The following is a 23,487-nucleotide window of genomic DNA, read 5'->3' on the forward strand; positions in this document are numbered from 1 at the left end:
CATGAATCAAGAAATTATACGTCAAACGCCACTTTGGGCTGAGAACTGGCCAATTGCTTACGCAGTTGTTCAAGCAGTTGTGATTTTGCTTGTTGTAGTTTTAGTTGCAGCGTTGATGTCTTTTATTGAGCGTCGTTTGCTTGCATTGTGGCAAGACCGTTATGGTCCAAACCGTGTTGGTCCTGGTGGTATGTTCCAGATCGTTGCCGACATGCTTAAGATCATGTTCAAAGAAGACTGGACACCAAAATTTGCTGATAAATTAACTTTCCGTTTAGCTCCGGCAGTTGCGATGGCAACTGCGGTGCTTTCGTTCATGGTTATTCCTGTAAGCCCTGCATTGGGTGTTGCAGACATGAGCATCGGTCTGTTGTTCTTTATGGCAATGGCAGGTATTGCGGTTTATGCAGTGTTATTTGGTGGTTGGGCATCAAATAACAAATATTCATTACTCGGCGGTTTACGTTCAGCTGCTCAAACCATTTCTTATGAAGTGTTCTTGGGTATCTCATTAATGGGCGTGGTTGCAATTGCTGGTTCATTTAACCTTCGTGAAATTGTTGAAGCACAACGTGATGTTTGGTTCATCATTCCACAGTTCTTAGGTTTCTTGATTTTCGTTGTTGCAGGTGTTGCGGTAACTCACCGTCACCCATTTGACCAACCTGAAGCAGAACAAGAATTGGCTGAAGGTTACCATGTTGAATATGGCGGTATGAAATGGGGTATGTTCTTCGTTGCTGAATATGTAAACGTTGTACTTATCTCTGCATTAATCGTGACTTTATTCTTTGGTGGCTGGTTAGCGCCATTCAATTTAGAAATTCCATTTGTTCCACCAGTATTCTGGTTCGTGATTAAAACAGCATTCTTTGTAATGATGTTCGTATTGGCACGTGGTTCTTTAATGCGTCCACGTTATGACCAAGTCATGAACTTTGGTTGGAAAATTTGTTTGCCATTGGCGTTGGTCAACTTGTTAGTGACTGGTGCTGTGATTCTGATGAATCAGGCCTAGGACAGCAGGGAGTACAAAATGTATAAATTTCTAGCTGGATTCGGATCGATTGTACGTTCGTTGTTTATGGTATTTAGCCATGCAACGCGTAAACGTGACACGATTTTATATCCAGAAGTACCGGCTGAACAGATTGTGCCACCACGCTTTCGTGGTCGTATTGTGTTGACGCGTGACCCAGATGGGGAAGAGCGTTGTGTGGCATGTAACCTTTGTGCGGTTGCATGTCCAGTTGGCTGTATTTCATTACAAAAAGCTGAAAAAGAAGATGGTCGTTGGTATCCGGAATTTTTCCGTATCAACTTCTCTCGTTGTATTTTCTGCGGTATGTGTGAAGAAGCATGTCCAACCACAGCGATTCAAATGACTCCAGATTTCGAGTTAGGCGAATACGTACGTCAAGACCTTGTTTATGAGAAAGAAAACTTACTCATTTCAGGTCCAGGTAAATACCCAGACTACAACTTCTACCGCGTAACCGGTATGGCAATTAACGGTAAAGAGAAAGGTCAAGCACAAAAAGAAAGTGCACCAATCGATGTACGGAGTCTATTACCATGATGTGGCCGTTTTATTTGATGGCGCTCGTGGCCATCGTTTCTACGGTTCGTGTAGTGACTAACACGAACCCTGTACATGCATTGCTTAGTCTGATTGTTTCATTACTTGCTGTTGCTGGTATTTTCATGATCGTAGGTGCGCCGTTTGCCGGCGCCCTCGAAATCATTGTTTATGCTGGTGCAATTATGGTCTTGTTCGTATTCGTTGTGATGATGCTTAACTTAGGGCAACACACTGTAGAACAAGAGCGTAAATGGCTTTCTTCAGATGCTTGGGCATATCCAGCACTCATGAGCTTTTTACTTGGCTTGCTTTTAGTTTGGATGCTTGGTGGCGAATATACAACCATCTCTGCACCACTTGGCGCACAAGTAATTGGACCAAAAGTTGTTGGTCAAGCGCTCTTTACTCACTACTTATTATTGGTTGAAGTTGCCGCGATGTTATTGCTAGCAGCCCTTGTTGCAGCATACCACTTAGGTAAACGTGAACCAGGTGCAGAAGAGGAAAAAGAATAATGGGCCAGATCCCTTTAGAACATGGTTTGATTGTTGCAACCATTCTTTTTGCACTCGGTTTTTACGGTGTAATGGTGCGACGCAACCTACTATTTATGTTAATGAGCCTTGAAATCATGATGAATGCTGCTGCGTTAGCATTCGTTCTTGCGGGTAGCGTATGGGCACAACCAGATGGACAAGTGATGTTCATTCTGATTTTAACCCTTGCTGCAGCAGAGGCGTGTATCGGTCTTGCGATTGTCCTTCAGTTCTATCATCGCTTCCATCATTTGGATGTGGATGCTGCTAGTGAGATGCGCGGATGAGTTATTTATATCTAACAGTATTATTTCCGCTAATCGGTTTTATTTTATTGGCGGCAGGGCGTGATAAGCTCTCTGAAAATGTTGCAGCAATTATTGGTGTAGGTTCTGTAGGTTTATCTGCATTATTTGCATTGATTGCTGGTATGGCATTTACCAATAGCGGTCAGCAGGTTTTTGTTCAAAACCTTTGGACATGGTTCAATGTTGGTGGTTTCGCTCCTGGCATTAGCTTACATTTAGATGGCTTATCTTTACTCATGATGGGCATGATCACAGGTGTTGGTTTTCTAATCCACATCTTTGCATCATGGTACATGCGTGGTGAAGAAGGTTATGCGCGTTTCTTCTCTTATTTCAACCTATTCGTTGCAAGCATGCTTGTGCTTGTATTGGGTGACAACTTAGCGTTGTTATTCTTAGGTTGGGAAGGCGTAGGTCTTTGCTCTTACTTGCTCATCGGTTTCTACTATGCAAACCCTGCAAATGGTTGGGCAGCGATCAAAGCATTTACAGTTACCCGCGTAGGTGACGTATTCTTACTTATCGCTTTATTCTTGCTTTACCAACAATTTGGTACGCTGAATACTCAGTACATCGTTGAACATGCAGCAGAAGTAATGACGAAGAGCTCGTCACTTACCATCTGGACTGCATTAATGTTGTTCTTGGGTGCTGCTGGTAAATCTGCTCAAATTCCATTGCAAACATGGTTGGCAGATGCGATGGCAGGCCCAACACCTGTTTCTGCATTAATCCACGCAGCAACAATGGTAACAGCTGGTGTGTACTTATGCTGCCGTCTATTTAGCGTATTTGAGCTTGCACCTGAAGTGATGCAATTCATTTCAGTAACAGGTGCTGTAACTTTATTAGTTGCAGGCTTTGCTGCTCTTGTGCAAACAGATATCAAACGTATTTTAGCTTACTCAACAATGAGTCAGCTCGGTTATATGTTTATGGCTGTCGGTGCAGAAGCGTATCAAGCTGGCTTGTTCCACATGTTGGCTCACGCATTCTTCAAAGCATTATTATTCTTGTCTTCTGGTGCGGTTATTCTTGCTTACCATCACGAACAAAATATTTTCAAAATGGGTGGTTTGTTCTACAAAAACAAATTCCTATTTGCATGTTTCGCGATTGGTGGCGGTGCATTAGCAGCGATTCCATTCTTAACAATCGGCTTCTTCTCAAAAGATGCGATTCTTGGTGAAGTTTGGGTTCAAGGTCAATCAATTGCTCTATACCACACCTTATATTGGGCTGGTGTAGCAGGTGCGTTCCTGACTTCAATCTATACCTTCCGTTTAATCTGGGTTGTATTCTTCGGTAAAGAAAATACACATTATCATGAGATTAAAGGTGCAACTTACTGGGCGCCATTAGGTATCTTGGCTGTATTGTCTACTTTTGTGGGCGCTGCACTAAAAGGTCCAGTCGCTGGTATTTTAAATACTGCAAAAATTCCTGAATTCCATGTTGCTGAACAATTTGTAGAAGGCATGCATGGGGCAGAGCATTTAGCAGTAGGTATTGCGCTTGTTGGTTTAGCTGTTGGTATTGGTTTGTTTGCATTTGCTTACGGTGCAGTGAAGTCGTTTGCAAAAACAAGTCTTGGTGCTGGCTTAGCTCATATTTGTCGTACTGCATTTGGTTTCGATGCGTTGTATGACATCGTTTTTGTTAAACCTTATTTATTCTTCGCCAAACTATTTGGTCGTGATCCAATTGATAGCTTGTGGCTTGTGCTTCCTGCGCTTGTTAAAGGCGGAAACAGTTTTACAAGCTCACGTCAAACAGGTTCATTGCGTGAATACGCATCAAGCATGTCACTCGGTGTAGTGGTGTTATTGATGATCTTGATCGTTATTCAGGTAGTGGGGAAATAAAATGGAAAACAATTTAATTTTACCCGCGCTGATCCTTGTTCCGTTCATTGCAGGTTTTACTTGTTGGTTAGTCGATAAACTCGACAAAACTTTGCCACGCTGGATTGCCTTAATTGGTATGCTCATTACATTGGGCTTAGGTCTTGCACTTTGGCAAAGTGGTACTTATACCTACGAGTTGGGCTCAAAAGTCCCAACTTGGTCAGCTGAGTTCTATTTACCGTGGATTAAATCTCTCGGTATTGGCATTCACTTAGCAGTGGATGGCTTGTCTTTACTCATGGTGTTGTTAACAGCTTTACTGGGTGTACTTGCTGTTGGTTGTTCATGGGGTGAGATTCAAAAGAACGTTGGTTTCTTCCACTTAAACTTATTATGGAGTTTAGGTGGCGTTATTGGCGTGTTCTTGGCAATCGATTTGTTCCTATTCTTCTTCTTCTGGGAGATGATGCTTGTACCAATCTACTTCTTGATTGCGTTATGGGGTCATAAAGGTTCAAACGGCCGTTCACGTGTTTACGCTGCAACTAAGTTCTTCTTATATACGCAAATCGCTGGTTTAGTGATGTTAATCGGTATCCTTGGCCTTGTGGTCTACGGTTACATGATGACTGGTATGATCGGTTTTGATTACAACTATTTATTAGCTGTAGCGAACCGTTTACCTGCTGGTTTCGCGTATGGTTTCATGATCTGCTTCTTTATTGGTTTTGCAGTGAAGTTACCAGTGTTTCCATTGCATGGCTGGTTACCAGATGCCCATGCTCAAGCTCCTACAGCAGGTTCTGTAGACTTGGCTGGTATCTTGATTAAAACAGCAGCATACGGTTTGCTCCGTTTTGTAATTCCATTCTTCCCAGCAGCTTCTGCACAGTTTGCAGATATTGCGATTATTTTCGGTTTGATCGGTATTTTCTACGGCGCTTGGTGTGCTTACCAGCAAACTGACATGAAACGTTTACTTGCGTATACGTCGATTTCACACATGGGCTTCATTTTACTTGCAATCTATGCAGGTAATATTTTGACCTTCCAAGGTTTAATGATCATGATGTTGGCACATGGTTTGTCATCTGCTGCATTGTTCATTATGTCTGGTCAAATCTACGAGCGCTTGCATACACGTGATTTGCGTTTGATGGGCGGTCTTCGTGGTCAACTCCAATACTTACCATTCTTCTTAATGTTCTTCGTAGCTGCTCTTGTTGGTGTGCCAGGTTTAGGTAACTTTATTGGTGAATTCCTGATTTTGATGGGTTCATTTAATAAATATCCTGCCTTCACGATTCTTGCTTCTATCAGCCTTGTATTTGCAGGTTTATATGGCTTGATCTTGATTCACCGTGCTTTATTTGGTGAGCCAAACCCTGAACAAAAGCAACACTACACTAGTCCATTAAAAGACTTATCTGCTCGTGAAGTTGTTATTTTGATGATTTGTGCGATTGGTCTCGTTTGGCTTGGTATCTTCCCACAAACATTCTTGGATGTATCTCATTCAAGTATGCAGTGGTTGGTCAATAGTTATGTGCCAGTACAAGAAGTCGTTGAAACTGTTCAGCAAACAGCTACTCAACTTGACCATGTGGAGATCCAATAATCATGAACTTCACAGTATCATTCTCTACGATTATGCCATTAGCGCCTGTGATGATTGTTGCGTTGACAACAGTCGTCGTTATGCTGCTCATTGCAATTAAGCGTAACCATAATTTAATCGCAACAACTTCTGTTGTCGGTTTAAACCTTGCTGCACTTTATATCTTGTTAGAACTATTTGGCGGTAAATTTGTACCGGCAAATGTGATGGGCATGTTTATGGTTGATCCATTTACTTTGTTCTATCAGTTCATGATTTTAGTTGCATCATTGGCTTGTTGTACTTTGTCTCATGCTTACATCGAGACTTATAAAGACAACCGTGAAGAACTCTATCTTTTGTTACTTGCTTCTGTAGCAGGTGCAATGTTGATGGTTGCAAGTTCTCACTATGCATCTTTCTTCATTAGTCTTGAGTTAATGTCGATTCCTGTATACGGCTTACTTGCTTATACATATCAACGTAGCCAATCGCTTGAAGCGGGTATTAAGTACCTTGTACTTTCTGCAACAGCTTCTGCGATGTTGTTGATGGGTATGGCGTATATCTACGCTTACACTGGTTCGCTTTCATTCTATGATTCGGTTCAAGCTTTATTTGGCGCAATCAAACAGCCAATGGTGTTATTAGGTTTAGCACTTATTATTTTCGCTGTTGCATTCAAATTGTCGCTTGCACCGTTCCACAAATGGACACCAGATGTATATGCAGGCGCTCCAGCTCCAATGGCAACTTTCTTAGCAACTGCTGCTAAGGTTGCGACTATTGGTTTGTTCGTACGTTATTTGCTTGCTTCTGGCGCAATTATGGTGAACTCGCTAGTGACTGTTTTGACAATCATTGCTGTATTGTCAATTTTAGTCGGTAACTTGCTCGCTGTTCGCCAAGTGAACTTAAAGCGTATTTTGGGTTATTCATCTATTGCTCACTTTGGTTATTTGTTAATTGCTTTAATCAGCATGACTTATGCGAGCTTAGGTAGCGTAACTGTGTATGTGGTGACTTATGTATTAACAACTATTGGTGCCTTTGGTGCAGTAGCGTTAATGTCTAGTCCATATAACAACGTAGATGAAGCTCAAAGCCTTGCAGACTACCGCGGTTTGTTCTGGCGTCGTCCAGTACTTACAGCAACATTAACAGTCATGATGTTATCTTTGGCTGGTATTCCATTAACAGCAGGCTTCATTGGTAAGTTCTTGGTTGTTATGGCTGCTGTAACGACTCAACACTGGTTCTTAGCTGCAATGATTATTGTAGGTAGTGGTATTGGTTTGTATTACTACTTACGTGTGATGGTTGTAATGTATATGACTCCACCTGAAACTCCTCGTATTGATGCTGATGCACATTGGGGACAAAAAGTGGGTGGTTTGATGGTATTAGCTGCTGCTGCATTAGTTATTATTTTGGGTGTATATCCAGATCCAATGATTAATTTGGCATTAAAAGCAGAAATTTTATCTCCATTACATTTCATGCTTTCGCAACAACAATAATTCTTGTGTACAAAAAAGCCTCCAAATATGGAGGCTTTTTTTTATTGATAGTTAAAAAAAGATTATAATAAATACGTTTTTATATTTTTAGGTAACATCTGTGGCCATTCAAGAAATTCGTCACCCACTTATTCGTCATAAATTAGGTTTATTACGTCGTGCTGACATCAGTACTAAGAATTTCCGTGAGCTTGCTCAAGAAGTGACTATGTTGTTGACATATGAAGCAACGAAAGATTTACCAGTTGTGGATTGCGAAATTGATGGATGGGCTGGAACTGTTACTACTCAGCGTATTGCTGGTAAAAAAATAACGATTGTACCGATTTTACGTGCTGGTATCGGTATGCTTGATGGCGTGCTTAATCTGATTCCAAGTGCAAAAGTAAGTGTGTTAGGTCTGGAGCGTGATGAAGCCACTCTAGAAGTACGTACTTACTATAAAAAGCTAGTTCCAGATGTTGCTAACCGTATTGCAATGATTATCGATCCAATGCTTGCAACAGGTAACTCTTTGGTTGCTGCAATTGATGTGTTAAAGGCAAGTGGATGTAAAGATATCCGTGTTATGGTATTAGTTGCAGCTCCTGAAGGAATTGCAAAGGTAGAAGCAGCGCATCCTGATATTGAGCTTTATACTGCATCTATTGATGATGGCTTAAATGAGCAAGGTTATATTGTTCCAGGTTTAGGCGATGCTGGTGACAAGATTTTTGGTAGTGTTCAAAAAGATTAATTTTTGACATAACGATAAAAAGAGACTTCATCAAACCGTATGCTTTTAAGGGCGGAATTGAAGTCTCTTTTTATTTAGTGCGATGATTGGATTGGAAAAGTAGGGGAAAGATCATGAAACAAGAGTTTTATATTGGAAGGGTAAAACAATATAACCCCGATAAGGGTTTTGGTTTTATTTCAACCACTGAAGGAGATATTTTCTTTCATATTTCTGATTTCCCTGCATCAGAAGGTGAACCGAAAAGAAATGAAAAAGTGAGATTTCTTGCGGCAGACAATCAGGGAAAATTTAAAGCGATCAAAATTGAGCGTGTTGATCCAAACCCTGCGAAAACCAAGAAGAATAAAATTGCGGATCACAATAAAGCGATCACAAGTGAGTTATTGTCAAATTTCCGACGTTAATAATGAACTAAATGTTATAGATGTAAAGTACTTATGCAATGTATTAGAAAACTACTTTGCTAGCATTTAGAAAGATTAAGTGGTTTAAAATTAAGGGAGATATAAATTTCCCTTAATTTTCTTAAAAATGAATAATAAGATTAAAAAAATGGGGAAGTATGATTCAACGGGGAAAAATTAAACGCAGCAAATTCAAGCTGAGTTCAAGTGAATACATCAGTATGTTTATGGTTGGCATCTTGGTTATAGTTGCCTGTGTGAGTTTCACGGTATTGCACTATCGTCAGCAGGCTCAGCAGCGTGCATCACATGAAAAAGTGCATTTATTAATACAACAACAGAAGACGATTATCGAAGCACAGCGCGCAGCTTTGGGTAATTTACCGGATGTTCAGCTTTCTGAAAAAACGAAAAAGGCTTTAGCACTTACATCTGAAAGAGCCCCAGAACGGGTAAATGATGAAACATCGGCTTTTCATTGTGATGGGCGTGAGCATTGTTCGCAAATGCATTCTTTAGAAGAGGCACGTTGGTTTGTACGAAATTGCCCGAACACTAAAATGGATGGTGATCATGACGGTGAGCCATGTGAAAATGATTCACGATGGCATTAGAAAATCAGGCTTTAAGCCTGATCTTCATCGCAAAACTTTAAAAATGCTTTGAGGCCCGGCCCTTGATATTTTTGGCGATGTACCAGCATATAAAGCGGACGAGTCAGTTGCCAAAATGGTGTATCTAAAATAACGAGCTGACCTTTTTCACTTAAAGGTTCAATTGCTAATCTAGAAATACAAGACATTCCTAAACCACCCGCCACTATTTTTAAGATTGCTTCATTGTGACCAAGCGTTAAACGAATGTTGGCATCTGGTAGATCTTGCAAAATTGCATTATCAAAAACTTCACGTGTACCTGAACCTTCTTCACGTAAGATCCATTCTACTTCGTGAAAATCTTGAGGAGTAAGGGGGCGATTTAAACGAGTTAAAGGATGATCTGGTGAACAGCATACTGCCAGCTCATCATCACGCCAATGAATACATTGTAGTTGAGGTAAGTGACAAGAACCTTCAATTAAAGCTAAATCTAATTGGAACTGATTTACAGCTTCAATCATTTGGCGTGTATTACCCACTTGAAGTTGTAAATGTGCTTGCGGATGACGTTGTAAAAAGCTGGCCATTAAATCAGGCATTAAATAGTCACTGATGGTTAAGGTCGCCCCAATACGGAGGTCAATACTTTGTAATTCACCTTTTGCAGCTTGTTCAAACGCTTCACAACGCCCCAAGATTTCTAATGCTTGTGGAAGTAAAAAACGTCCAAGATCATTAAGCTGTAAGCGCTTACCTAAACGATCAAATAAAGGAGCACCTAAGCCGTCTTCTAAATCGGCTAAAGCCATACTTGCTGCACTTTGCGTCAGTCTGACCGCATCACTGGCTTTAGTAACGGTTCCTTCTTGGGCGACTGCTACAAAAACAGCCAACTGGCGTAATGTCATCCGCATGTTTAAAAAGCCTTAACGTTTAAAAGTATTCATTATTTCGGCTGTCATGCTAACATGAGCGCACTATTTCATGCCACGTTGAAATCATGTCAATTGAAAAATTTAGCGTAGAAAAAGTTTTATCAGTTCATCGTTGGACCCCAACACTTTTCAGCTTTACCATGACTCGCCCTTCGCATTTTAAATTTACCGCAGGTCAGTTTGCGCGTATAGGTTTAAAGGTAGGTGACGAACTGGTTGTCCGTGCTTATTCGGTGGTGTCTTCTCCATTTGATGAAACGCTAGAGTTCTTCTCAATTGTTGTACCAGACGGTGCCTTCACTTCGAATTTACAGCATTTGCAAGTCGGTGATGAGCTATATTTAGAAAAAATTCCATATGGCTATCTAACTTTGGCACGTTATCAACAACCTTTGCCGCATTATTTATGGTTGTTGGCAACAGGTACTGGCTTGGCTCCATTTTTGTCGATGCTACAAGACTTTGAAACTTGGTCTAATTATCAAAAGATTAATTTGGTCTATAGCGTCCGTACAGCAGATGAATTGGCTTATGTCGATCGTATTCAAGAGATTGCTGAAACGTTTGGGGAAGGGCATAGCGGTTTTAAATTTATTCCGATTATTACCCGAGATCCATCTGCGCCGTTGCATGAGCGCTTACCTGTATTAATCGAAAATGGTGAGTTAGAAAAAGCAGCAGGTTTGGAACTTAACTCAGCAACCAGTCACGTCATGTTATGTGGAAATCCACAAATGGTTGATGATACCAAAGAAGCTTTAAAACGCCGTGGTTTGACGATGAATCGTCGTGGTGAGGGAAATATTGCTGTAGAGAATTATTGGTAAAAACTGAAAGTAAAAATATTTTAAGAAAGTTTTTTATGGATATGTTTATTAATGGACAAACATATCCATAAATTCACGAATTTCTGAAATCGCACTGTCGACATCTGTTGAAAGCCAAGTTGGTTCAAACAGACCTGCATAATATTCAAGGCGATCTTGAGGAACAACCAAGCGAACAGGGCAGTCTTCTTCAAGTAAACGCCAAGGTAAAATAGGGACTTCATTGTCCAGAAATACATTGATATTACGAATATCAACAATCATCGCATTAACACATTCAGGGAATGGCATAACCGAGAACTCTTCGGTACGGCGACGGAAATACTCAAGATCACCCCATTTGAGTTCATAGCTTGGCTTATTAAATTCAATAATACCAATGAGATGGTCATCTCTTGTCTGATGCAAATAACATTGATGTGTGACGTCAGTGTCGAGATCAAGAGTTACGCTTTGCTGACGATACATCATAAAATTGAGTAGCTTTAAAACAAGGGGGCTTATTATAGCCTATTTTATAAAAAGTAAGCGCTAAAACATATTGTATTACAAATCGAACTTCGAAGAAGATAATGAATAAAATGAGATTATATTTTTAATAGTCAAAATTAATGTGGCTAAATTTTATACTAAATTTATTATTTTAAAAGTAGAGTTTTGCAACCATAGTCACCTTCGCATAATGCTTTTTCACACAATGCAACAAATCAAATTGTTATGATGAATATATAGTTAATGATAATAGAAGAGGGGAAAGAAGATGCATGATTTTTCAAAACCACCTCATGTGACGAGTCCTGAAGAGACGGCAAAAAAAAGAAGATTGCCAGTTTATATTTTAATTATTGTAGGGCTTTTTCTTCTTGCGCTTATTGTTTATATGGTTTCTGAACATAACCAATCGCCAAAACAAGAAGGGGCTTTTCAACATGAGACTACACCACATGTGATGATGGGTACTTCTGATCTGAAAACTTACAAAGGATAGTAAGCCCAACAGTATATCTCGATAGAAAGCCTTTAGGATGTGTCCTGAAGGCTTTTTTTGCAATCTTTTGCATCAATTTGTTGTATTTATGCAGAAGGATGTTGATTGAAAAATATTCAAAACATAAGGTGACATAGACCGCATTTATCGTCATTTTTTTACAACGAACTGGTGTTTTTCATTTACTGATAACACTGAAAAGAACATAACAATTGAGGACATAACAATATGAATGAATTTTTTAATGGGCCTCGCGGCGCTCAGTTTGATGCGATGTATTACTGGGATCAGTTTCATCCTATTTTAGCTGCAATTGTCATCTTACTGGTTGGCTGGATAATCGCTTTATTAGTTGCAGCAGGGGTAAAAAAACTTCTGCAAAAATTAAATACAAATGCCAAATTATCTTCAGCTACAGGACGTACTCCTAATATAGAAGGCCTCGTCTCCAAAGTCATATTCTGGTTTATTCTGATTCTTGCTGTTGTTGCCGCTTTAAATGTGCTCAACATTAGTGGAGTGAGTGGACCATTTAGCAATATGGTGAATCAGGTACTCGTCTATATTCCAAATATTATTGCTGCCGTGGTGGTGGGTTTCATTGGTTGGATCGTTGCTCGACTGGTGCGGGCGGGAATTACCAATGTGCTATCCAGAACGCAACTTGATGATAAATTAAGTAGTGAAGTAGGGGTAGGGGGAATCAGTCAGAATATTGGTGAAATTCTTTACTGGCTTGTATTATTACTTTTCCTTCCTATTGTTCTCTCAATCTTAGGGTTAACAGGTTTACTTATTCCTGTTCAAAATATGGTAAATGAGGCAATTGCCTTCTTACCAAATATCTTTATTGCTGGCGTTATCGTTTTTGTTGGCTATATCTTGGCAAAAATTGTACGCGGTATTGTTGAAGGCTTAATCAATAGCTTAGGCGTTCAAGCGCAAGCTGAAAAAATTGGTCTTTTCAAAAATTCAAATGTAGGCAAATTCTTAGGTTCATTTGTTTTTGCCATTATCATCATTACGACATTAATTGTGGCATTTGAAGCGTTAGGTATTGAGACAATTTCTCAGCCAGCAACAGCTATGCTCAATGAAATCTTGCAAGCGATTCCAAACATTATTGCTGCTGGTTTAATTTTACTGGTTGCTTATATTGTTTCTCGTTTTGTTGGACGCTTGGTTGCCGAACTTATTGCAGGAACAGGTGTTGATGAAATCCCTGCAAAATTAGATGTACAACGCTTTTTCGGTCAAACTAAAGTTTCTGGTGCTGTTGGCTGGTTAATCGTGTTCTTTACCATGTTGTTTGCAGTTTCAGAAGCTGCTGACCGTCTTGGCTTTGAACAGATTAGTGGTCTAATCGCAATGTTTATCCACTTCGGTGCAAACATTCTATTAGGCGCTGTAATCTTGGTGATTGGTTTCTGGCTTGCCAATGTTGTGGCGAACGTAGTTCAACGCGGTGAATATAACAGTTCGCGTTGGTTGGGTAGTTTGGTTCGTGTCTTAATTATTGGCTTAGTCCTTGCGCTTGGTTTAAAAGCGATGGGTATTGCTGATTCGATTGTGAACCTAGCATTTGGTTTAACTCTAGGTGCAGTTGCAGTGGCTTTCGCGCTTGCATTTGGATTAGGTGGTCGTCAACCAGCGGAAAGACTATTGTCTGACTTGCTCGATAAAGCGAAAAAAGAAGCAAATCAACCAAATCCTTTATATCAACCACCTTCTACTACAACAACAAGTACGTCTTCGGCTTCAACTTCGCCAACGACTACAACTTCATCATCAACTGTTTCATCTGATGCAAAACCTGCTGATTCTGCACAAGTAAATCCATCACAACCACCAGTAAATAAACCGTTTGGTTCTACTGGTGAAAATGATGAAATTTAGTAGGTGTAACTAATTTTCAGATAAACAGTACAAAAAATCTTTGATTTTTGTGATAAGTTCGACCACTCTATATTGAGTGGTCGTTCTGTCTTTGACAGCTATAAAAACAAATAAGTGAGGAAAATACGATGAAAAAGCCTGGTCGTTTTTTAGCACCTGTTGTAATTGCTGGGATTACCGTTGGTTTTTTAGCAAGTGCTTATAAATTTGTGTTTAGCAAATCTGATTCATCAAAACAGGCAACAACGCATACACGTGACGCTGAAAAATCATCAAGTGAAGCGAAAGCAGCAAATTAGCTTATTCGGCATTTAAACATATTGTGCTGCTGCATAAGCAGAAGACCAAGCCCATTGGAAGTTATAACCTCCTAAATGGCCGGTCACATCCAATACTTCTCCAATAAAGAACAGTCCTTTCTGCTTTTTGCTTTCGAGTGTTTTAGATGAAACTTCAGTTGTATCAATTCCACCTAAGGTCACTTCGGCAGTACGATATCCTTCAGTGCCTGATGGTTTAACCGAAAAACCATGTAACTGCTCGGCAATATGCTCTAGCTGTGCATCACTGATATTACCAATCGCCGTTTCGCTATGCTCTGGCCATATGAGTTGTTGTAGCTCTTGTACAATACTTTTCGCTGTAAACTCATTCAGAAGGGTGCGTAATAAAACTTTAGGCTGTGCTTTCTTTTTATCTTTTAAATAAGTTGTTAAATCTTGGCTTGGGAAAAAGTCAATTTTAAAACTTTCACCAGTATTCCAATAGTTAGAAAGCTGTAAAGAACTTGGTCCACTTAAGCCACGATGGGTAAATAATAACGCTTCAGTAAAGCTATTTTTTGAGTTGCTTAACGTGACATCTAAAGCATTACCACTTAAGCGAGTGGTGACTTCTTTAATATGATCTGAAAAAGTAAATGGAACTAAACCAGCACGGGTTGGGAAAACTGTATGGCCAAATTTTTGTGCTAATTCATAGCCAAATCCAGATCCGCCCAAAGTCGGAATGGATAAACCACCTGTAGCAACCACTAATGACTCACAGCTAAATCGGCCTTGGTTGGTGTGTACAGTAAAACCGCCTTGTTCTAATGGATCAATCTGTACAGCTTCACATTGAGTTTGGATATCAACGTTATTGGTTTTATCACATTCACTCACTAGCATCTCTAAAATTTCTTTAGCGCCGTTTAGCGTAAATAATTGCCCGTGTTTACGTTCTTCATAGGCAATTCCATAATCACACACCAGACCAATAAAGTCCCAGTTGCTATAGCGTGATAGGGCAGAAATGACAAAGTGTGGATTATGAGAAATATAGTTATCAGGCTCTACATAGAGGTTGGTAAAGTTACACTTGCCTCCGCCCGACATTAAAATCTTTTTACCAATTTTGTTGGCTTTTTCTAAAATTAAAACCGAGCGCCCTCGTTTAGCAGCATGTGCAGCCAACATGAGTCCAGAAGCGCCTGCACCTAAGACAATGACATCGACATGACTGTTAGACATAAGAGATTCTCGATTAATCGTGAAAATTTAAAAGGGGCATATACTACCATGTCAGCACTTACTCGTGCTAAAGACATTTATTGCAGTAGAGAAAACGTTAGTGAAAAGTGGGTGAATTATTGGTGTGATTTATTTCTTATATCTGCCTGTAAACCACCAGAATGAATTGCCAGAATGCGAGTTCCTTCAGAAAAGTAATCATTCTTTATAAGGTCGAATAAACCGAACATCATTTTTCCCGTATAGATTGGTTCCAGAGGCACGGCATATTGCTCTTCAAAACTCTCAATAAATGCAAATAGTTCAGGTGACGTTTTCGCATAACCGCCACAGCAATAAGCATCTGTCAGCGACCAATTCTGTTTTTTAGTCCACTGCTGAATCTCTTGTTGTAAAAAGTCACCTTTTAAAGCCGAAAATCCTAAAACTTTTTGATGCGTTGAACTTTTTTCAATGAGCCCTGAAATCGTTCCGCCAGTTCCCACTGCACAGCAAATCACATCGTATTGCTTTAAATCACTCTGACTAAGAATTTCCTGACAACCTTGAACTGCCAGTTCATTGGTGCCACCTTCAGGAATAATGAAAGTTTCAGGAAATTGATTGTGTAATTGTTGAAGGTAATTTGCATCATTTCTCAAACGATATTCATTGCGTGAGACAAAATGTAGCTGCATTCCCAAACTTTGAGCTTTTGCCAAGGTGGGGTTGAGAGGCTTACTCGCTAACTCTTCACCGCGAATAATTCCTATACTGTGTAAGCCAAAAACATGAGCTGCATAAGCAGTTGCAGCAATATGATTTGAGTAAGCCCCACCAAAAGTCAAAACACCTGATAACGCTTGTTGTTTTGCGGCAAGCAGATTGTATTTTAGTTTGAAAAATTTATTGCCTGAAATTTGAGGATGAATTAGATCTATCCGTTTAATGTCGAGATGAACAGATGAGGGGAGTTCAATGTGCTGATAGGAAATAGGCTTGGCAATGTGATCAAACATTAGAAATTGAGAAAAATAATGAATGATCACATTGTAGCTTTTTCAAGAGAACTTTAAAAAGCTGATTAAGAGCTTGTATCGACAGAAGTAATCACTGACATGCCAGGGCGTAAGTGTTCCATTCCTTCCTGATTTGGGTCTATGGTGATACGCACAGCAATACGTTGCACAACTTTGGTAAAGTTACCTGTCGCATTGTCTGGCTTTAAAACACTAAACTCGGAACCCGCAGCAGGGGAGATTTGTTCAACATGTCCTGTAAATTTCTTATGATTCATTGCATCGACTGTAAACCATGCTTTTTGCCCAATTCGCATATTGGCAATTTGGGTTTCTTTAAAGTTAGCAATCACCCAAGTTTGTTGTGGAATTAAGTAGAGTAACTGTGAGCCTGCTGCTACATATTGTCCAACACGAGGATTTACTTCACCCAGTTGACCATCCATTGGAGCTACAATAACGCTATAGTCTTTGGTGGTTTGCGCTTGGTCTAACTGTGCTTTAGCGCTGGAAACTTGTGCTTCTAAGCCAGCTTCTGCGACCTGTGCGGTTTTCAAAGCCTCTTTTGCAACTAAGACATTTGCTTCTGCTTGCTTAAGTGCTGCAAGGTTATTCTCGGCATCAGCAGCAGCTTTATCTTGCTCAGATTTAGAAGCTGCTCCACTATTTCCTAACTGTTGATAACGTCTAAGCTGTGCCAAAGAGAGTTCGTATTGAGCTTTCACTTGATCTACTTTGGCTTGCGCAGCAACAATATCAGCTTGTTTTTGAGCGATGGATTGGGTTTGGTTGGCTAAAGTATTTTTAGCTTGTTCAACTCCAGAAGCCGCTTGAGTTACTTTTTGGTCATAAGTGGTTGCATCAATGTGCATTAACACTTGACCCTTTTTAACGTGGTCAAAGTCTTTGACTAATACATCTTTAACGTAGCCATTAATTTGTGACGATAAAACAGTGGTTTTACCTTTGACATAACTATTGTCAGTTTGTTGGACACTCGTGGCAAAAGGTCCGATTCTCCATGCCCATAAAATCACTAAAATACCGATAATAAGCACACCCAACATCCATAATAGTGTTGAGCGTTTTGTCGGAATCAGTTTACTTGCAGGTGCAGGTGCAGGTGCAGGTGCAGGTGCAGGTGCCTGAGCAGGTGTTTGTTCCGGTTTGTTTTGATCATCTGACATATATCAATCTCAATTTCTATTTCATCAATAACAAAAGCCTTTAAGGACGGCTAATTCCTCTACGTTGTAGATATTTACTACGAGCAATATTAAATCCACCCCATAAGAGCAGTGCGATAGCAAAAATACCGTTTAACGCAATAACATCATTGTAGGCACGCACTTGTGCTTCACGGGTGACCACTTGATTGAGTGTGCGCATGGCCTGAGTCGTTTGTAATGCTGGGTCATTTGTTGTGATGGCTGCACTACGTTGATAGGTGGAGAGCCTCTGAGAAACTAACGGATCGGATTGTTCTAAATCTTTAATAATCTCGACTTGATAGTTTTGCGTGCGGTGTTGTTGATAGGTCGAGAAGAAAGAAGACCCGACCAAGCCACCAAAGGTTTGAGTTGCAGAGAACAGCACAATAAAAGTCACTACATACGAAGGACCTTTAGCCAAAGTTTGGGCAAAGCCAATAAGCAATAAAGGCCCAATAAATAAACCACCTGCGAAACCTACTAGGAATTGACTTGCAAAGAAGTTCACAGGTCGAACATCACTGGTTAGGTGATAATCTAATCCACAAGCAACCAGAATTAAGAACTCTGCAAAAAGTAAGTGAAAGATAATTCGTTCACGTGAAAAAGTCAGTGCACTAAATAAGGTTCCGCTTAAAATCCCGATGAATATCACAACATAAAGTGGTACAAACTGATCAGGCCCCATTCCCATGGCTTTTAAAAAATTAACAGCAGCATAGCTTTGCTCTGACATTAGAAGTCGAATAGCAAAAGCACCAAAAATGAAACGCAAGGTTGAAGAGGCGCCTAACCAGCGTGTCATAATTAATGGATTGGCTCGATAGTGTTCATAGAGCAAACCAAGAACAACTAAGCTAAAGCCAGCAATTAATACATATGCCAACCATTCGCTGTTAAACCACCATAAAATTGGGCCCTGTGTGAGCACAATACATAAGCATGCAAAACCGGGAGCCAGTAAAGCAAAGGTAAAGAAATCCTGCTTCTCAAATACATAAATACGTAAGCTACGCGGTAATTTCAATGAAACAACCATCGCTAAACAACAAAGTGCTAAACCTAGCTCAAAGGTATATAGAACAGACCAACTGTCTGTACTGACTAGGAATGGAGAAATAATCCAAGCGAGGGGAACCCCTAATTGTTGGAAACCGAAGGCGATATATATACCTTTTGCCATATCTGCTTTTTTAAAAGCCTGCATGGTGTAATACATACCTAAAGAGCTGAGAGGCGCTCCTGCTAAACCTGCCACAACCCGTGCGAATAGGGCCATTTCATAGGTATGCACAAAAATATGTAAAACCAGCACGGCAATAAAAATAACCAGCCCTATTTCTGAAAATACTCTCAGGCCATACTGTTGTCTGGCTTTAAACAAAATCAGGTTTGAGCTGACATTTGCCATGACATAAGCAGCAGGAAGCCAAGCAGCTTCGGAAGGTGTCAGTCCATATTCACCTTGAATTAAAGGTAAATTTGCCGTAATAAAACCATTACTTAAGCTTGCCGAAAGGGCGATAAATAAACCAATAAAAAAGTAAATAAATCGCTTAGGTACAGAGTGAGCAATAGCTGCCGGTGAACCAGGTAGAGTCGGTTGCTCTTCTGGTGTCCAGTCGGGTGGTGTTTCTAAATAACGAGGCGTTTTACTCATTCTATCCCTCGAATTTTTTGTACTTGAATACCATGAATTAGTAATTCAATTGCTCGTTTTGCTAAGCGAGTTTGTTCTTCTGGCTCATGTCCTTGAAATGAAGAACCCAACATTGCAGTGATCATTGCATAGTCATTGGCAGTGAGATCAGCTCGGCACAGTTTTTGTTCTATCGCATTTTCAATCAGTGGGTTAAGTGCATTATTTCGCCGTTCATAAATTTTTAACATAATTGGATCTTGTCGATCAATCACTCTCCAAAAATCTTGCAAAATTGCAAGTTTAGGAAGTTGTGCAATATGTCCTTCAATTAAACGAAATAAACCATCCTCGAATTGTTGAAAATGAGCAGCTTTTTGCTCTAGCTGTGTAATCGCACGTTCTAAAAGCGCGCTAATTAAAGCCTTGCGGTCACAAAAGTTACGGTAAAAAGTTGCTCTGCCTACACCTGCATGGTCAATCACAACTTGCAAGGGCACATTAATGCCATGAATACGAAAACATTCTTCGGCTGCATTGAGTAATTCATCCCGATTATGGGCAGCAATTTTTTGACGTTTACTCATGTCATTGATTTGGGAGTTCTAAAGACCGATATATTTAACGGACATTTTTGTCCGTTGTGAAGATATAAATTGTAAAAAACATGAAAATTCAATTTTCATCATTTATATGTTTTCCATTTTTATATGTGTCATAAAAAAGCTGTTAGAATACCGCGCAATTGCATGATGCTAGGTCAATACAATGTTTGAGTCCCTTATTCCTCTTTTTTCAATTGCGATGGCATTGATGCTTGGAGCAATAAGCCCTGGGCCGAGCTTTATTTACGTAGCACAAAATTCAATTTCTAAATCACGTAAACATGGTTTGTTTACAGCTTTAGGTACGGGTACAGGCGCAGCTCTTTTTGGTTTTCTAGCTGTTATGGGATTGCAGGCAGTTTTACTGGCAGTACCTTCAGCATATTTAATTTTAAAAATTGGTGGTGGGCTGTATTTGCTTTGGCTGGCTTTTAAAATTATTAAACATGCCAAAGAACCAATTGCTATGGAAAATGATGGCAAATCAAAAATGACCTATAAACAGGCATATCGTTATGGCCTTATTACCCAGTTAAGCAACCCGAAAATTGCAGTTGTTCTAGCGAGTGTATTTACTGCTTTATTGCCAAAAGAAATCCCAAGTTACTACTATGTCGCATTACCAGTGATTTGTTTTATGATCGATGCAGGTTGGTACTCATGTGTTGCAATGCTGCTCTCTTCAGAGAAGCCTAGAACAATGTACTTAAAAGCAAAAACTGGCGTTGATCGAGTAGCTGGAAGTATTGTGAGTGTCTTAGGCTTAAAGTTAATTTTCTTCAAATGATAAGCCTTTAATTAAAATATCTAAAAAATCCAAAGCCAGCTATTTATAGTCTGGCTTTATTTTTGAGCAAAATATATACAAATTGAAATATCTTTTTTAGTACTTAAACATTTAAAAAGTGGTAACTTAATAAATAAAACAAAAAGAAATGAGGGTCACGTTATGAAAAAACTAATGGTGAGCATTTCTGTAGTTTTTCTCATCTTAACTACAGGATGTGAGATGAGAACCATGAGCAAGCAACAGTCAGCAAATGAGCGAACTATGAGCATTGTTGGTACACCTGTTCATGAAAAAGATTACAAAATTTCTGATTTACAAGCCAATAATCATGAGCAATCCAACTATTAAGTTACTTACAGCTTGCATCACTTACTGCATTTTAAATGTAGTAAGTGCATGTGAACCTGCATCTTTAGATTGGAAGCTTTTTCAGGAAAAATATGATGTAAATCATGATGGCTTGTACAGCTTAAAAGAGTTTCAACAGGTACAAGATTTCTATCCTTATCATTGGCCTACGGATAAGCGTTTTCAGGGAGAGAATAAGCAAACAGAACTATTTCATTATTTAGATGAAAATAAGAATGGCTATTTAACCAATGAGGAGTTGGGGAATATACACGTTTTACTTAGTAACCCTTGTGAAGGGCGACCATGGGCATAATTTAAATCTTCTTATAGATGTTCCTTGAAAATTTATAGTTAAAAAAGCTCCCAATTTAGGGAGCTTTTTTATATGCAGGCGGATTAAGAAACTTTATCGCCAGGTTTCGCACCGCTATCTGGTGAGATAATAAAAATACCTTCACCATTTCCGGCAGCAAGTACCATACCGTTTGAAATACCAAAACGCATTTTACGTGGTGCAAGGTTAGCAACCATAACAACCAATTTACCTTTTAGGTCTTCTGGTGCATATTGACTACGAATACCACTAAATACGTTACGTGGTTCAGCTTCACCAACATCTAACGTCAATTGAAGTAATTTATCTGAACCTTCAACTGTACCAGCTTCAAGTACTTGAGCAACACGTAAGTCAACTTTTAAGAAATCTTCAATACCGATAATTTCAGCTTCACCAACTGCCGGAGTAGGCACTGCTTTTTTCTCAGCTGCTTTGTCTTTTTTCGCTGCCGCTTTTGTTGCTTCTGGAGCAGGAGCACCTAAAGACTCTTTAGAAGCATCAACCATAGCTGCAACAGCTTTTGGATCAACACGCTGCATGAGAGGTTGGAACTGCGCAATCTCATGGCTTACAAGAACTTGTTTGCGTGACTCGAAATCGAAGCTTTCAAGTTTTAAGAAATCTTGAACTTGCTTTGCCAAAGTTGGCAGAACTGGAGCCAAGTACACTGCAAGTTGACGGAATAAGTTGATACCCACAGAACATACATCAAGAACTTGTTGCTCTTGACCTTCTTGTTTAGCAAGAGCCCAAGGTTTCTTCTCATCAATATATTGGTTTGCACGGTCAGCTAGCGCCATAATTTCACGGATCGCCGTAGAGAATTCACGTGCTTCATATGCTTTAGCAATTGAATCGCCTGCATCAATAAAGCTTTGTACTAACTCAGATTCTGCACATTCAGCAGATAACGTATTGTTAAAGCTACTATTGACGAATTTTGCACAGCGGCTAGCAATATTAACGACTTTACCGACTAAGTCTGAATTTACTTTCTGAACAAAGTCATCAAGGTTCAAGTCAGAGTCTTCAACTTTATCTGAAAGTTTAGAGGCAAAGTAGTAACGTAAATATTCTGGGTTTAAATGCTGTAAATACGTCTCGGCTTTAATGAAAGTACCGCGTGACTTAGACATTTTTTGTCCATTTACAGTCAAGAAACCATTTACAAACAAGCCTGTTGGAGTGCGATAGTTCGCGCCTTCAAGCATTGCAGGCCAGAATAAAGCATGGAAATAAACGATGTCTTTACCAATAAAATGATAAACATCGTTTTGGCTGTCTTTTTTCCAGAAATCGTCAAAGTTTAAATCTGGACGTTTAGTTTTGATGTAGTTTTCAAAACTAGACATATAACCAATTGGGGCATCTACCCACACGTAGAAATATTTATTTGGTGCATCTGGAATTTCAAAGCCAAAATATGGTGCATCACGAGAAATATCCCAGTCTGCTAAACCAGCTTCAAACCATTCATCTAACTTGTTCGCAATTGAAAGAGGTAAACGACCTTCATCACGCGTCCATTTCTGTAAATATTCAGAGAAGTTTGGAAGCTTGAAGAAATAGTGATCTGATGATTTTTCAACTGGTGTTGCACCACTTAAAGTTGAACGTGGGTTAAGTAACTCGGTCGCATTATAAGTTGTACCACACACTTCACATGAGTCGCCGTATTGATCTTCTGATTTACATTTCGGGCATGTGCCTTTAATGAAACGGTCAGACAAGAACATACCTTTTTCTGGGTCAAATAATTGAGTTACAGGGCGAACTGCAATATTTCCAGCTTCACGGTTTTTAATGTAGATATCTGTTGAGCGTGCTTTGTTTGCATCGCTATGTGTTGAATCGTAATGATCGAAATGTACGCCAAAACCGTCAAAATCACGAATGTGCTCTTTTTGAACATTCGCAATTTGCTCTTCTGGGCTAATACCATTCGCTTCGGCACGTAGCATAATCGCTGTACCGTGAGCATCATCCGCACATACATAAGTCACATCATGACCCATTGCTCGCATGGCACGAACCCAGATATCTGCCTGGATGTAACCGAGTAAATGACCCATATGAATTGGACCATTCGCATAAGGGAGGGCATTGGTGACTAAAATTTTACGCACGGATCTCATTCTCTCATTCGTATTTATAAGGTGGAAGATTTTAACTGATGCAGGGAGATAAGCAAAGATTAATAATCTTTAGCTAAGCATAAGAGGCATCTATAAAAATGGATGTGAAGTCAAAAGCTGTTTCTCTTTAGA

At 39.7% G+C, this 23,487-nt stretch carries 25 protein-coding genes; 17 read left to right on the forward strand and 8 right to left on the reverse strand.

What is annotated here, in order from left to right; all coding sequences use genetic code 11:
* The first annotated feature begins 1 nt into the window (after nucleotide 1).
* The 10 genes from nuoH (at nucleotide 2) to ACG59Z_RS08375 (ending at nucleotide 9,147) form a co-directional block, all read left to right on the forward strand.
* Nucleotides 2-1,018 carry an NADH-quinone oxidoreductase subunit NuoH gene (nuoH, locus tag ACG59Z_RS08330; RefSeq protein WP_311070184.1) on the forward strand — a complete coding sequence of 339 codons (1,017 nt, stop codon included), beginning with the start codon at nucleotides 2-4 and terminating at the stop codon, nucleotides 1,016-1,018.
* Between the two features lie 18 nt (nucleotides 1,019-1,036).
* Complete coding sequence (nuoI, locus tag ACG59Z_RS08335; protein ID WP_263613019.1) at nucleotides 1,037-1,579, forward strand: NADH-quinone oxidoreductase subunit NuoI; 543 nt, start codon at nucleotides 1,037-1,039, stop codon at nucleotides 1,577-1,579.
* Nucleotides 1,579-2,097 carry an NADH-quinone oxidoreductase subunit J gene (nuoJ, locus tag ACG59Z_RS08340; RefSeq protein ID WP_014205902.1) on the forward strand — a complete coding sequence of 173 codons (519 nt, stop codon included), beginning with the start codon at nucleotides 1,579-1,581 and terminating at the stop codon, nucleotides 2,095-2,097. Before nuoI ends, nuoJ begins: the two co-directional genes overlap by 1 nt.
* Complete coding sequence (gene nuoK / locus ACG59Z_RS08345; protein ID WP_000529822.1) at nucleotides 2,097-2,405, forward strand: NADH-quinone oxidoreductase subunit NuoK; 309 nt, start codon at nucleotides 2,097-2,099, stop codon at nucleotides 2,403-2,405. Before nuoJ ends, nuoK begins: the two co-directional genes overlap by 1 nt.
* Nucleotides 2,402-4,291 carry an NADH-quinone oxidoreductase subunit L gene (nuoL, locus tag ACG59Z_RS08350; protein WP_343570235.1) on the forward strand — a complete coding sequence of 630 codons (1,890 nt, stop codon included), beginning with the start codon at nucleotides 2,402-2,404 and terminating at the stop codon, nucleotides 4,289-4,291. Before nuoK ends, nuoL begins: the two co-directional genes overlap by 4 nt.
* 1 nt (nucleotide 4,292) lies before the next feature.
* Entirely contained in the window at nucleotides 4,293-5,891 is a 1,599-nt protein-coding gene (gene nuoM, locus ACG59Z_RS08355) for an NADH-quinone oxidoreductase subunit M (RefSeq protein ID WP_019457080.1), read from the forward strand.
* Nucleotides 5,892-5,893: 2 nt separating this feature from the next.
* On the forward strand, nucleotides 5,894-7,390 hold the full coding sequence (nuoN, locus tag ACG59Z_RS08360; protein WP_004703492.1) for an NADH-quinone oxidoreductase subunit NuoN: 1,497 nt from the start codon (nucleotides 5,894-5,896) through the stop codon (nucleotides 7,388-7,390).
* A 100-nt stretch (nucleotides 7,391-7,490) separates the two neighbouring features.
* Nucleotides 7,491-8,126 carry a uracil phosphoribosyltransferase gene (upp, locus tag ACG59Z_RS08365; protein WP_019457078.1) on the forward strand — a complete coding sequence of 212 codons (636 nt, stop codon included), beginning with the start codon at nucleotides 7,491-7,493 and terminating at the stop codon, nucleotides 8,124-8,126.
* 113 nt (nucleotides 8,127-8,239) lie between these two features.
* Complete coding sequence (locus tag ACG59Z_RS08370) at nucleotides 8,240-8,533, forward strand: cold shock domain-containing protein (protein WP_077169979.1); 294 nt, start codon at nucleotides 8,240-8,242, stop codon at nucleotides 8,531-8,533.
* Between the two features lie 158 nt (nucleotides 8,534-8,691).
* Nucleotides 8,692-9,147: an excalibur calcium-binding domain-containing protein gene (locus ACG59Z_RS08375; protein WP_400198817.1), complete on the forward strand. Its 456-nt coding sequence runs from the start codon at nucleotides 8,692-8,694 to the stop codon at nucleotides 9,145-9,147.
* A gap of 11 nt (nucleotides 9,148-9,158) precedes the next feature.
* On the opposite strand, the gene gigC is transcribed toward ACG59Z_RS08375, so the two are convergent.
* Nucleotides 9,159-10,046, reverse strand: coding sequence for a LysR family transcriptional regulator GigC (gene gigC / locus ACG59Z_RS08380; RefSeq protein ID WP_151739721.1), 888 nt, complete (start codon nucleotides 10,044-10,046; stop codon nucleotides 9,159-9,161).
* Nucleotides 10,047-10,132: 86 nt separating this feature from the next.
* On the opposite strand from gigC, the gene ACG59Z_RS08385 reads away from it, so the two are divergent.
* The gene (locus ACG59Z_RS08385; RefSeq protein WP_400198818.1) at nucleotides 10,133-10,894 is read left to right on the forward strand and encodes a ferredoxin--NADP reductase; all 762 of its coding nucleotides are present in this window, start codon (nucleotides 10,133-10,135) and stop codon (nucleotides 10,892-10,894) included.
* A gap of 48 nt (nucleotides 10,895-10,942) precedes the next feature.
* Here the strand turns inward: ACG59Z_RS08385 and ACG59Z_RS08390 are convergent, their stop codons facing one another.
* The gene (locus ACG59Z_RS08390; RefSeq protein WP_170318166.1) at nucleotides 10,943-11,362 is read right to left on the reverse strand and encodes a hypothetical protein; all 420 of its coding nucleotides are present in this window, start codon (nucleotides 11,360-11,362) and stop codon (nucleotides 10,943-10,945) included.
* 292 nt (nucleotides 11,363-11,654) lie between these two features.
* Between ACG59Z_RS08390 and ACG59Z_RS08395 the strand changes: the two genes are divergently transcribed.
* The 3 genes from ACG59Z_RS08395 to ACG59Z_RS08405 all read left to right on the forward strand — a co-directional run bounded on the left by ACG59Z_RS08395 (nucleotide 11,655) and on the right by ACG59Z_RS08405 (nucleotide 14,077).
* Nucleotides 11,655-11,882 carry a hypothetical protein gene (locus ACG59Z_RS08395; protein WP_263613023.1) on the forward strand — a complete coding sequence of 76 codons (228 nt, stop codon included), beginning with the start codon at nucleotides 11,655-11,657 and terminating at the stop codon, nucleotides 11,880-11,882.
* A 228-nt stretch (nucleotides 11,883-12,110) separates the two neighbouring features.
* Nucleotides 12,111-13,778 carry a mechanosensitive ion channel gene (locus tag ACG59Z_RS08400; RefSeq protein ID WP_400198819.1) on the forward strand — a complete coding sequence of 556 codons (1,668 nt, stop codon included), beginning with the start codon at nucleotides 12,111-12,113 and terminating at the stop codon, nucleotides 13,776-13,778.
* A gap of 128 nt (nucleotides 13,779-13,906) precedes the next feature.
* The gene (locus tag ACG59Z_RS08405; protein ID WP_019457074.1) at nucleotides 13,907-14,077 is read left to right on the forward strand and encodes a hypothetical protein; all 171 of its coding nucleotides are present in this window, start codon (nucleotides 13,907-13,909) and stop codon (nucleotides 14,075-14,077) included.
* A 12-nt stretch (nucleotides 14,078-14,089) separates the two neighbouring features.
* Here the strand turns inward: ACG59Z_RS08405 and ACG59Z_RS08410 are convergent, their stop codons facing one another.
* From ACG59Z_RS08410 to ACG59Z_RS08430, 5 genes are all read right to left on the reverse strand, one after another.
* The gene (locus tag ACG59Z_RS08410; protein ID WP_400198820.1) at nucleotides 14,090-15,289 is read right to left on the reverse strand and encodes an NAD(P)/FAD-dependent oxidoreductase; all 1,200 of its coding nucleotides are present in this window, start codon (nucleotides 15,287-15,289) and stop codon (nucleotides 14,090-14,092) included.
* A 116-nt stretch (nucleotides 15,290-15,405) separates the two neighbouring features.
* Entirely contained in the window at nucleotides 15,406-16,287 is an 882-nt protein-coding gene (locus tag ACG59Z_RS08415) for a 1-aminocyclopropane-1-carboxylate deaminase/D-cysteine desulfhydrase (protein ID WP_400198821.1), read from the reverse strand.
* A 65-nt stretch (nucleotides 16,288-16,352) separates the two neighbouring features.
* Nucleotides 16,353-17,474 (reverse strand): HlyD family secretion protein, encoded by a 1,122-nt coding sequence (locus ACG59Z_RS08420; RefSeq protein ID WP_400198822.1) that lies wholly within the window; start codon nucleotides 17,472-17,474, stop codon nucleotides 16,353-16,355.
* Between the two features lie 40 nt (nucleotides 17,475-17,514).
* The gene (locus tag ACG59Z_RS08425) at nucleotides 17,515-19,158 is read right to left on the reverse strand and encodes an MFS transporter (RefSeq protein WP_396521455.1); all 1,644 of its coding nucleotides are present in this window, start codon (nucleotides 19,156-19,158) and stop codon (nucleotides 17,515-17,517) included.
* Nucleotides 19,155-19,724 carry a TetR/AcrR family transcriptional regulator gene (locus tag ACG59Z_RS08430; RefSeq protein ID WP_068936156.1) on the reverse strand — a complete coding sequence of 190 codons (570 nt, stop codon included), beginning with the start codon at nucleotides 19,722-19,724 and terminating at the stop codon, nucleotides 19,155-19,157. The genes ACG59Z_RS08425 and ACG59Z_RS08430 overlap by 4 nt, the downstream gene beginning before the upstream one ends.
* A 181-nt stretch (nucleotides 19,725-19,905) precedes the next feature.
* On the opposite strand from ACG59Z_RS08430, the gene ACG59Z_RS08435 reads away from it, so the two are divergent.
* The 3 genes from ACG59Z_RS08435 to ACG59Z_RS08445 all read left to right on the forward strand — a co-directional run bounded on the left by ACG59Z_RS08435 (nucleotide 19,906) and on the right by ACG59Z_RS08445 (nucleotide 21,196).
* Nucleotides 19,906-20,529 (forward strand): LysE family translocator, encoded by a 624-nt coding sequence (locus ACG59Z_RS08435; protein ID WP_068936154.1) that lies wholly within the window; start codon nucleotides 19,906-19,908, stop codon nucleotides 20,527-20,529.
* A gap of 162 nt (nucleotides 20,530-20,691) precedes the next feature.
* On the forward strand, nucleotides 20,692-20,880 hold the full coding sequence (locus ACG59Z_RS08440) for an NF038215 family lipoprotein (protein ID WP_396479841.1): 189 nt from the start codon (nucleotides 20,692-20,694) through the stop codon (nucleotides 20,878-20,880).
* Nucleotides 20,861-21,196, forward strand: a complete 336-nt coding sequence (locus ACG59Z_RS08445; protein WP_400198823.1) for a calcium-binding protein — start codon at nucleotides 20,861-20,863, stop codon at nucleotides 21,194-21,196. The genes ACG59Z_RS08440 and ACG59Z_RS08445 overlap by 20 nt, the downstream gene beginning before the upstream one ends.
* Before the next feature lie 83 nt (nucleotides 21,197-21,279).
* Here ACG59Z_RS08445 and metG read toward each other — a convergent pair whose 3' ends face one another.
* The gene (gene metG, locus ACG59Z_RS08450; protein ID WP_400198824.1) at nucleotides 21,280-23,346 is read right to left on the reverse strand and encodes a methionine--tRNA ligase; all 2,067 of its coding nucleotides are present in this window, start codon (nucleotides 23,344-23,346) and stop codon (nucleotides 21,280-21,282) included.
* Nucleotides 23,347-23,487 lie beyond the last annotated feature (141 nt).

The sequence above is a fragment of the Acinetobacter sp. ABJ_C1_1 genome, assembly GCF_044684115.1.
GTDB lineage: Bacteria > Pseudomonadota > Gammaproteobacteria > Pseudomonadales > Moraxellaceae > Acinetobacter > Acinetobacter nosocomialis_A.

Excerpts from the sequence above, each read along its gene's own strand:
- ACG59Z_RS08385 (WP_400198818.1), top strand. The coding sequence starts at position 10,133 with ATGTCAATTGAAAAATTTAGCGTAGAAAAAGTTTTATCAGTTCATCGT.
- ACG59Z_RS08390 (WP_170318166.1), bottom strand. The coding sequence starts at position 11,362 with ATGTATCGTCAGCAAAGCGTAACTCTTGATCTCGACACTGACGTCACA.
- gigC (WP_151739721.1), bottom strand. The coding sequence starts at position 10,046 with ATGCGGATGACATTACGCCAGTTGGCTGTTTTTGTAGCAGTCGCCCAA.
- nuoM (WP_019457080.1), top strand. The coding sequence starts at position 4,293 with ATGGAAAACAATTTAATTTTACCCGCGCTGATCCTTGTTCCGTTCATT.
- nuoI (WP_263613019.1), top strand. The coding sequence starts at position 1,037 with ATGTATAAATTTCTAGCTGGATTCGGATCGATTGTACGTTCGTTGTTT.
- ACG59Z_RS08375 (WP_400198817.1), top strand. The coding sequence starts at position 8,692 with ATGATTCAACGGGGAAAAATTAAACGCAGCAAATTCAAGCTGAGTTCA.
- nuoJ (WP_014205902.1), top strand. The coding sequence starts at position 1,579 with ATGTGGCCGTTTTATTTGATGGCGCTCGTGGCCATCGTTTCTACGGTT.
- nuoH (WP_311070184.1), top strand. The coding sequence starts at position 2 with ATGAATCAAGAAATTATACGTCAAACGCCACTTTGGGCTGAGAACTGG.
- nuoK (WP_000529822.1), top strand. The coding sequence starts at position 2,097 with ATGGGCCAGATCCCTTTAGAACATGGTTTGATTGTTGCAACCATTCTT.
- ACG59Z_RS08400 (WP_400198819.1), top strand. The coding sequence starts at position 12,111 with ATGAATGAATTTTTTAATGGGCCTCGCGGCGCTCAGTTTGATGCGATG.
- ACG59Z_RS08440 (WP_396479841.1), top strand. The coding sequence starts at position 20,692 with ATGAAAAAACTAATGGTGAGCATTTCTGTAGTTTTTCTCATCTTAACT.
- ACG59Z_RS08435 (WP_068936154.1), top strand. The coding sequence starts at position 19,906 with ATGTTTGAGTCCCTTATTCCTCTTTTTTCAATTGCGATGGCATTGATG.
- ACG59Z_RS08430 (WP_068936156.1), bottom strand. The coding sequence starts at position 19,724 with ATGAGTAAACGTCAAAAAATTGCTGCCCATAATCGGGATGAATTACTC.
- ACG59Z_RS08445 (WP_400198823.1), top strand. The coding sequence starts at position 20,861 with ATGAGCAATCCAACTATTAAGTTACTTACAGCTTGCATCACTTACTGC.
- nuoN (WP_004703492.1), top strand. The coding sequence starts at position 5,894 with ATGAACTTCACAGTATCATTCTCTACGATTATGCCATTAGCGCCTGTG.
- ACG59Z_RS08420 (WP_400198822.1), bottom strand. The coding sequence starts at position 17,474 with ATGTCAGATGATCAAAACAAACCGGAACAAACACCTGCTCAGGCACCT.
- ACG59Z_RS08425 (WP_396521455.1), bottom strand. The coding sequence starts at position 19,158 with ATGAGTAAAACGCCTCGTTATTTAGAAACACCACCCGACTGGACACCA.
- ACG59Z_RS08370 (WP_077169979.1), top strand. The coding sequence starts at position 8,240 with ATGAAACAAGAGTTTTATATTGGAAGGGTAAAACAATATAACCCCGAT.
- ACG59Z_RS08405 (WP_019457074.1), top strand. The coding sequence starts at position 13,907 with ATGAAAAAGCCTGGTCGTTTTTTAGCACCTGTTGTAATTGCTGGGATT.
- ACG59Z_RS08395 (WP_263613023.1), top strand. The coding sequence starts at position 11,655 with ATGCATGATTTTTCAAAACCACCTCATGTGACGAGTCCTGAAGAGACG.
- ACG59Z_RS08410 (WP_400198820.1), bottom strand. The coding sequence starts at position 15,289 with ATGTCTAACAGTCATGTCGATGTCATTGTCTTAGGTGCAGGCGCTTCT.
- nuoL (WP_343570235.1), top strand. The coding sequence starts at position 2,402 with ATGAGTTATTTATATCTAACAGTATTATTTCCGCTAATCGGTTTTATT.
- ACG59Z_RS08415 (WP_400198821.1), bottom strand. The coding sequence starts at position 16,287 with ATGTTTGATCACATTGCCAAGCCTATTTCCTATCAGCACATTGAACTC.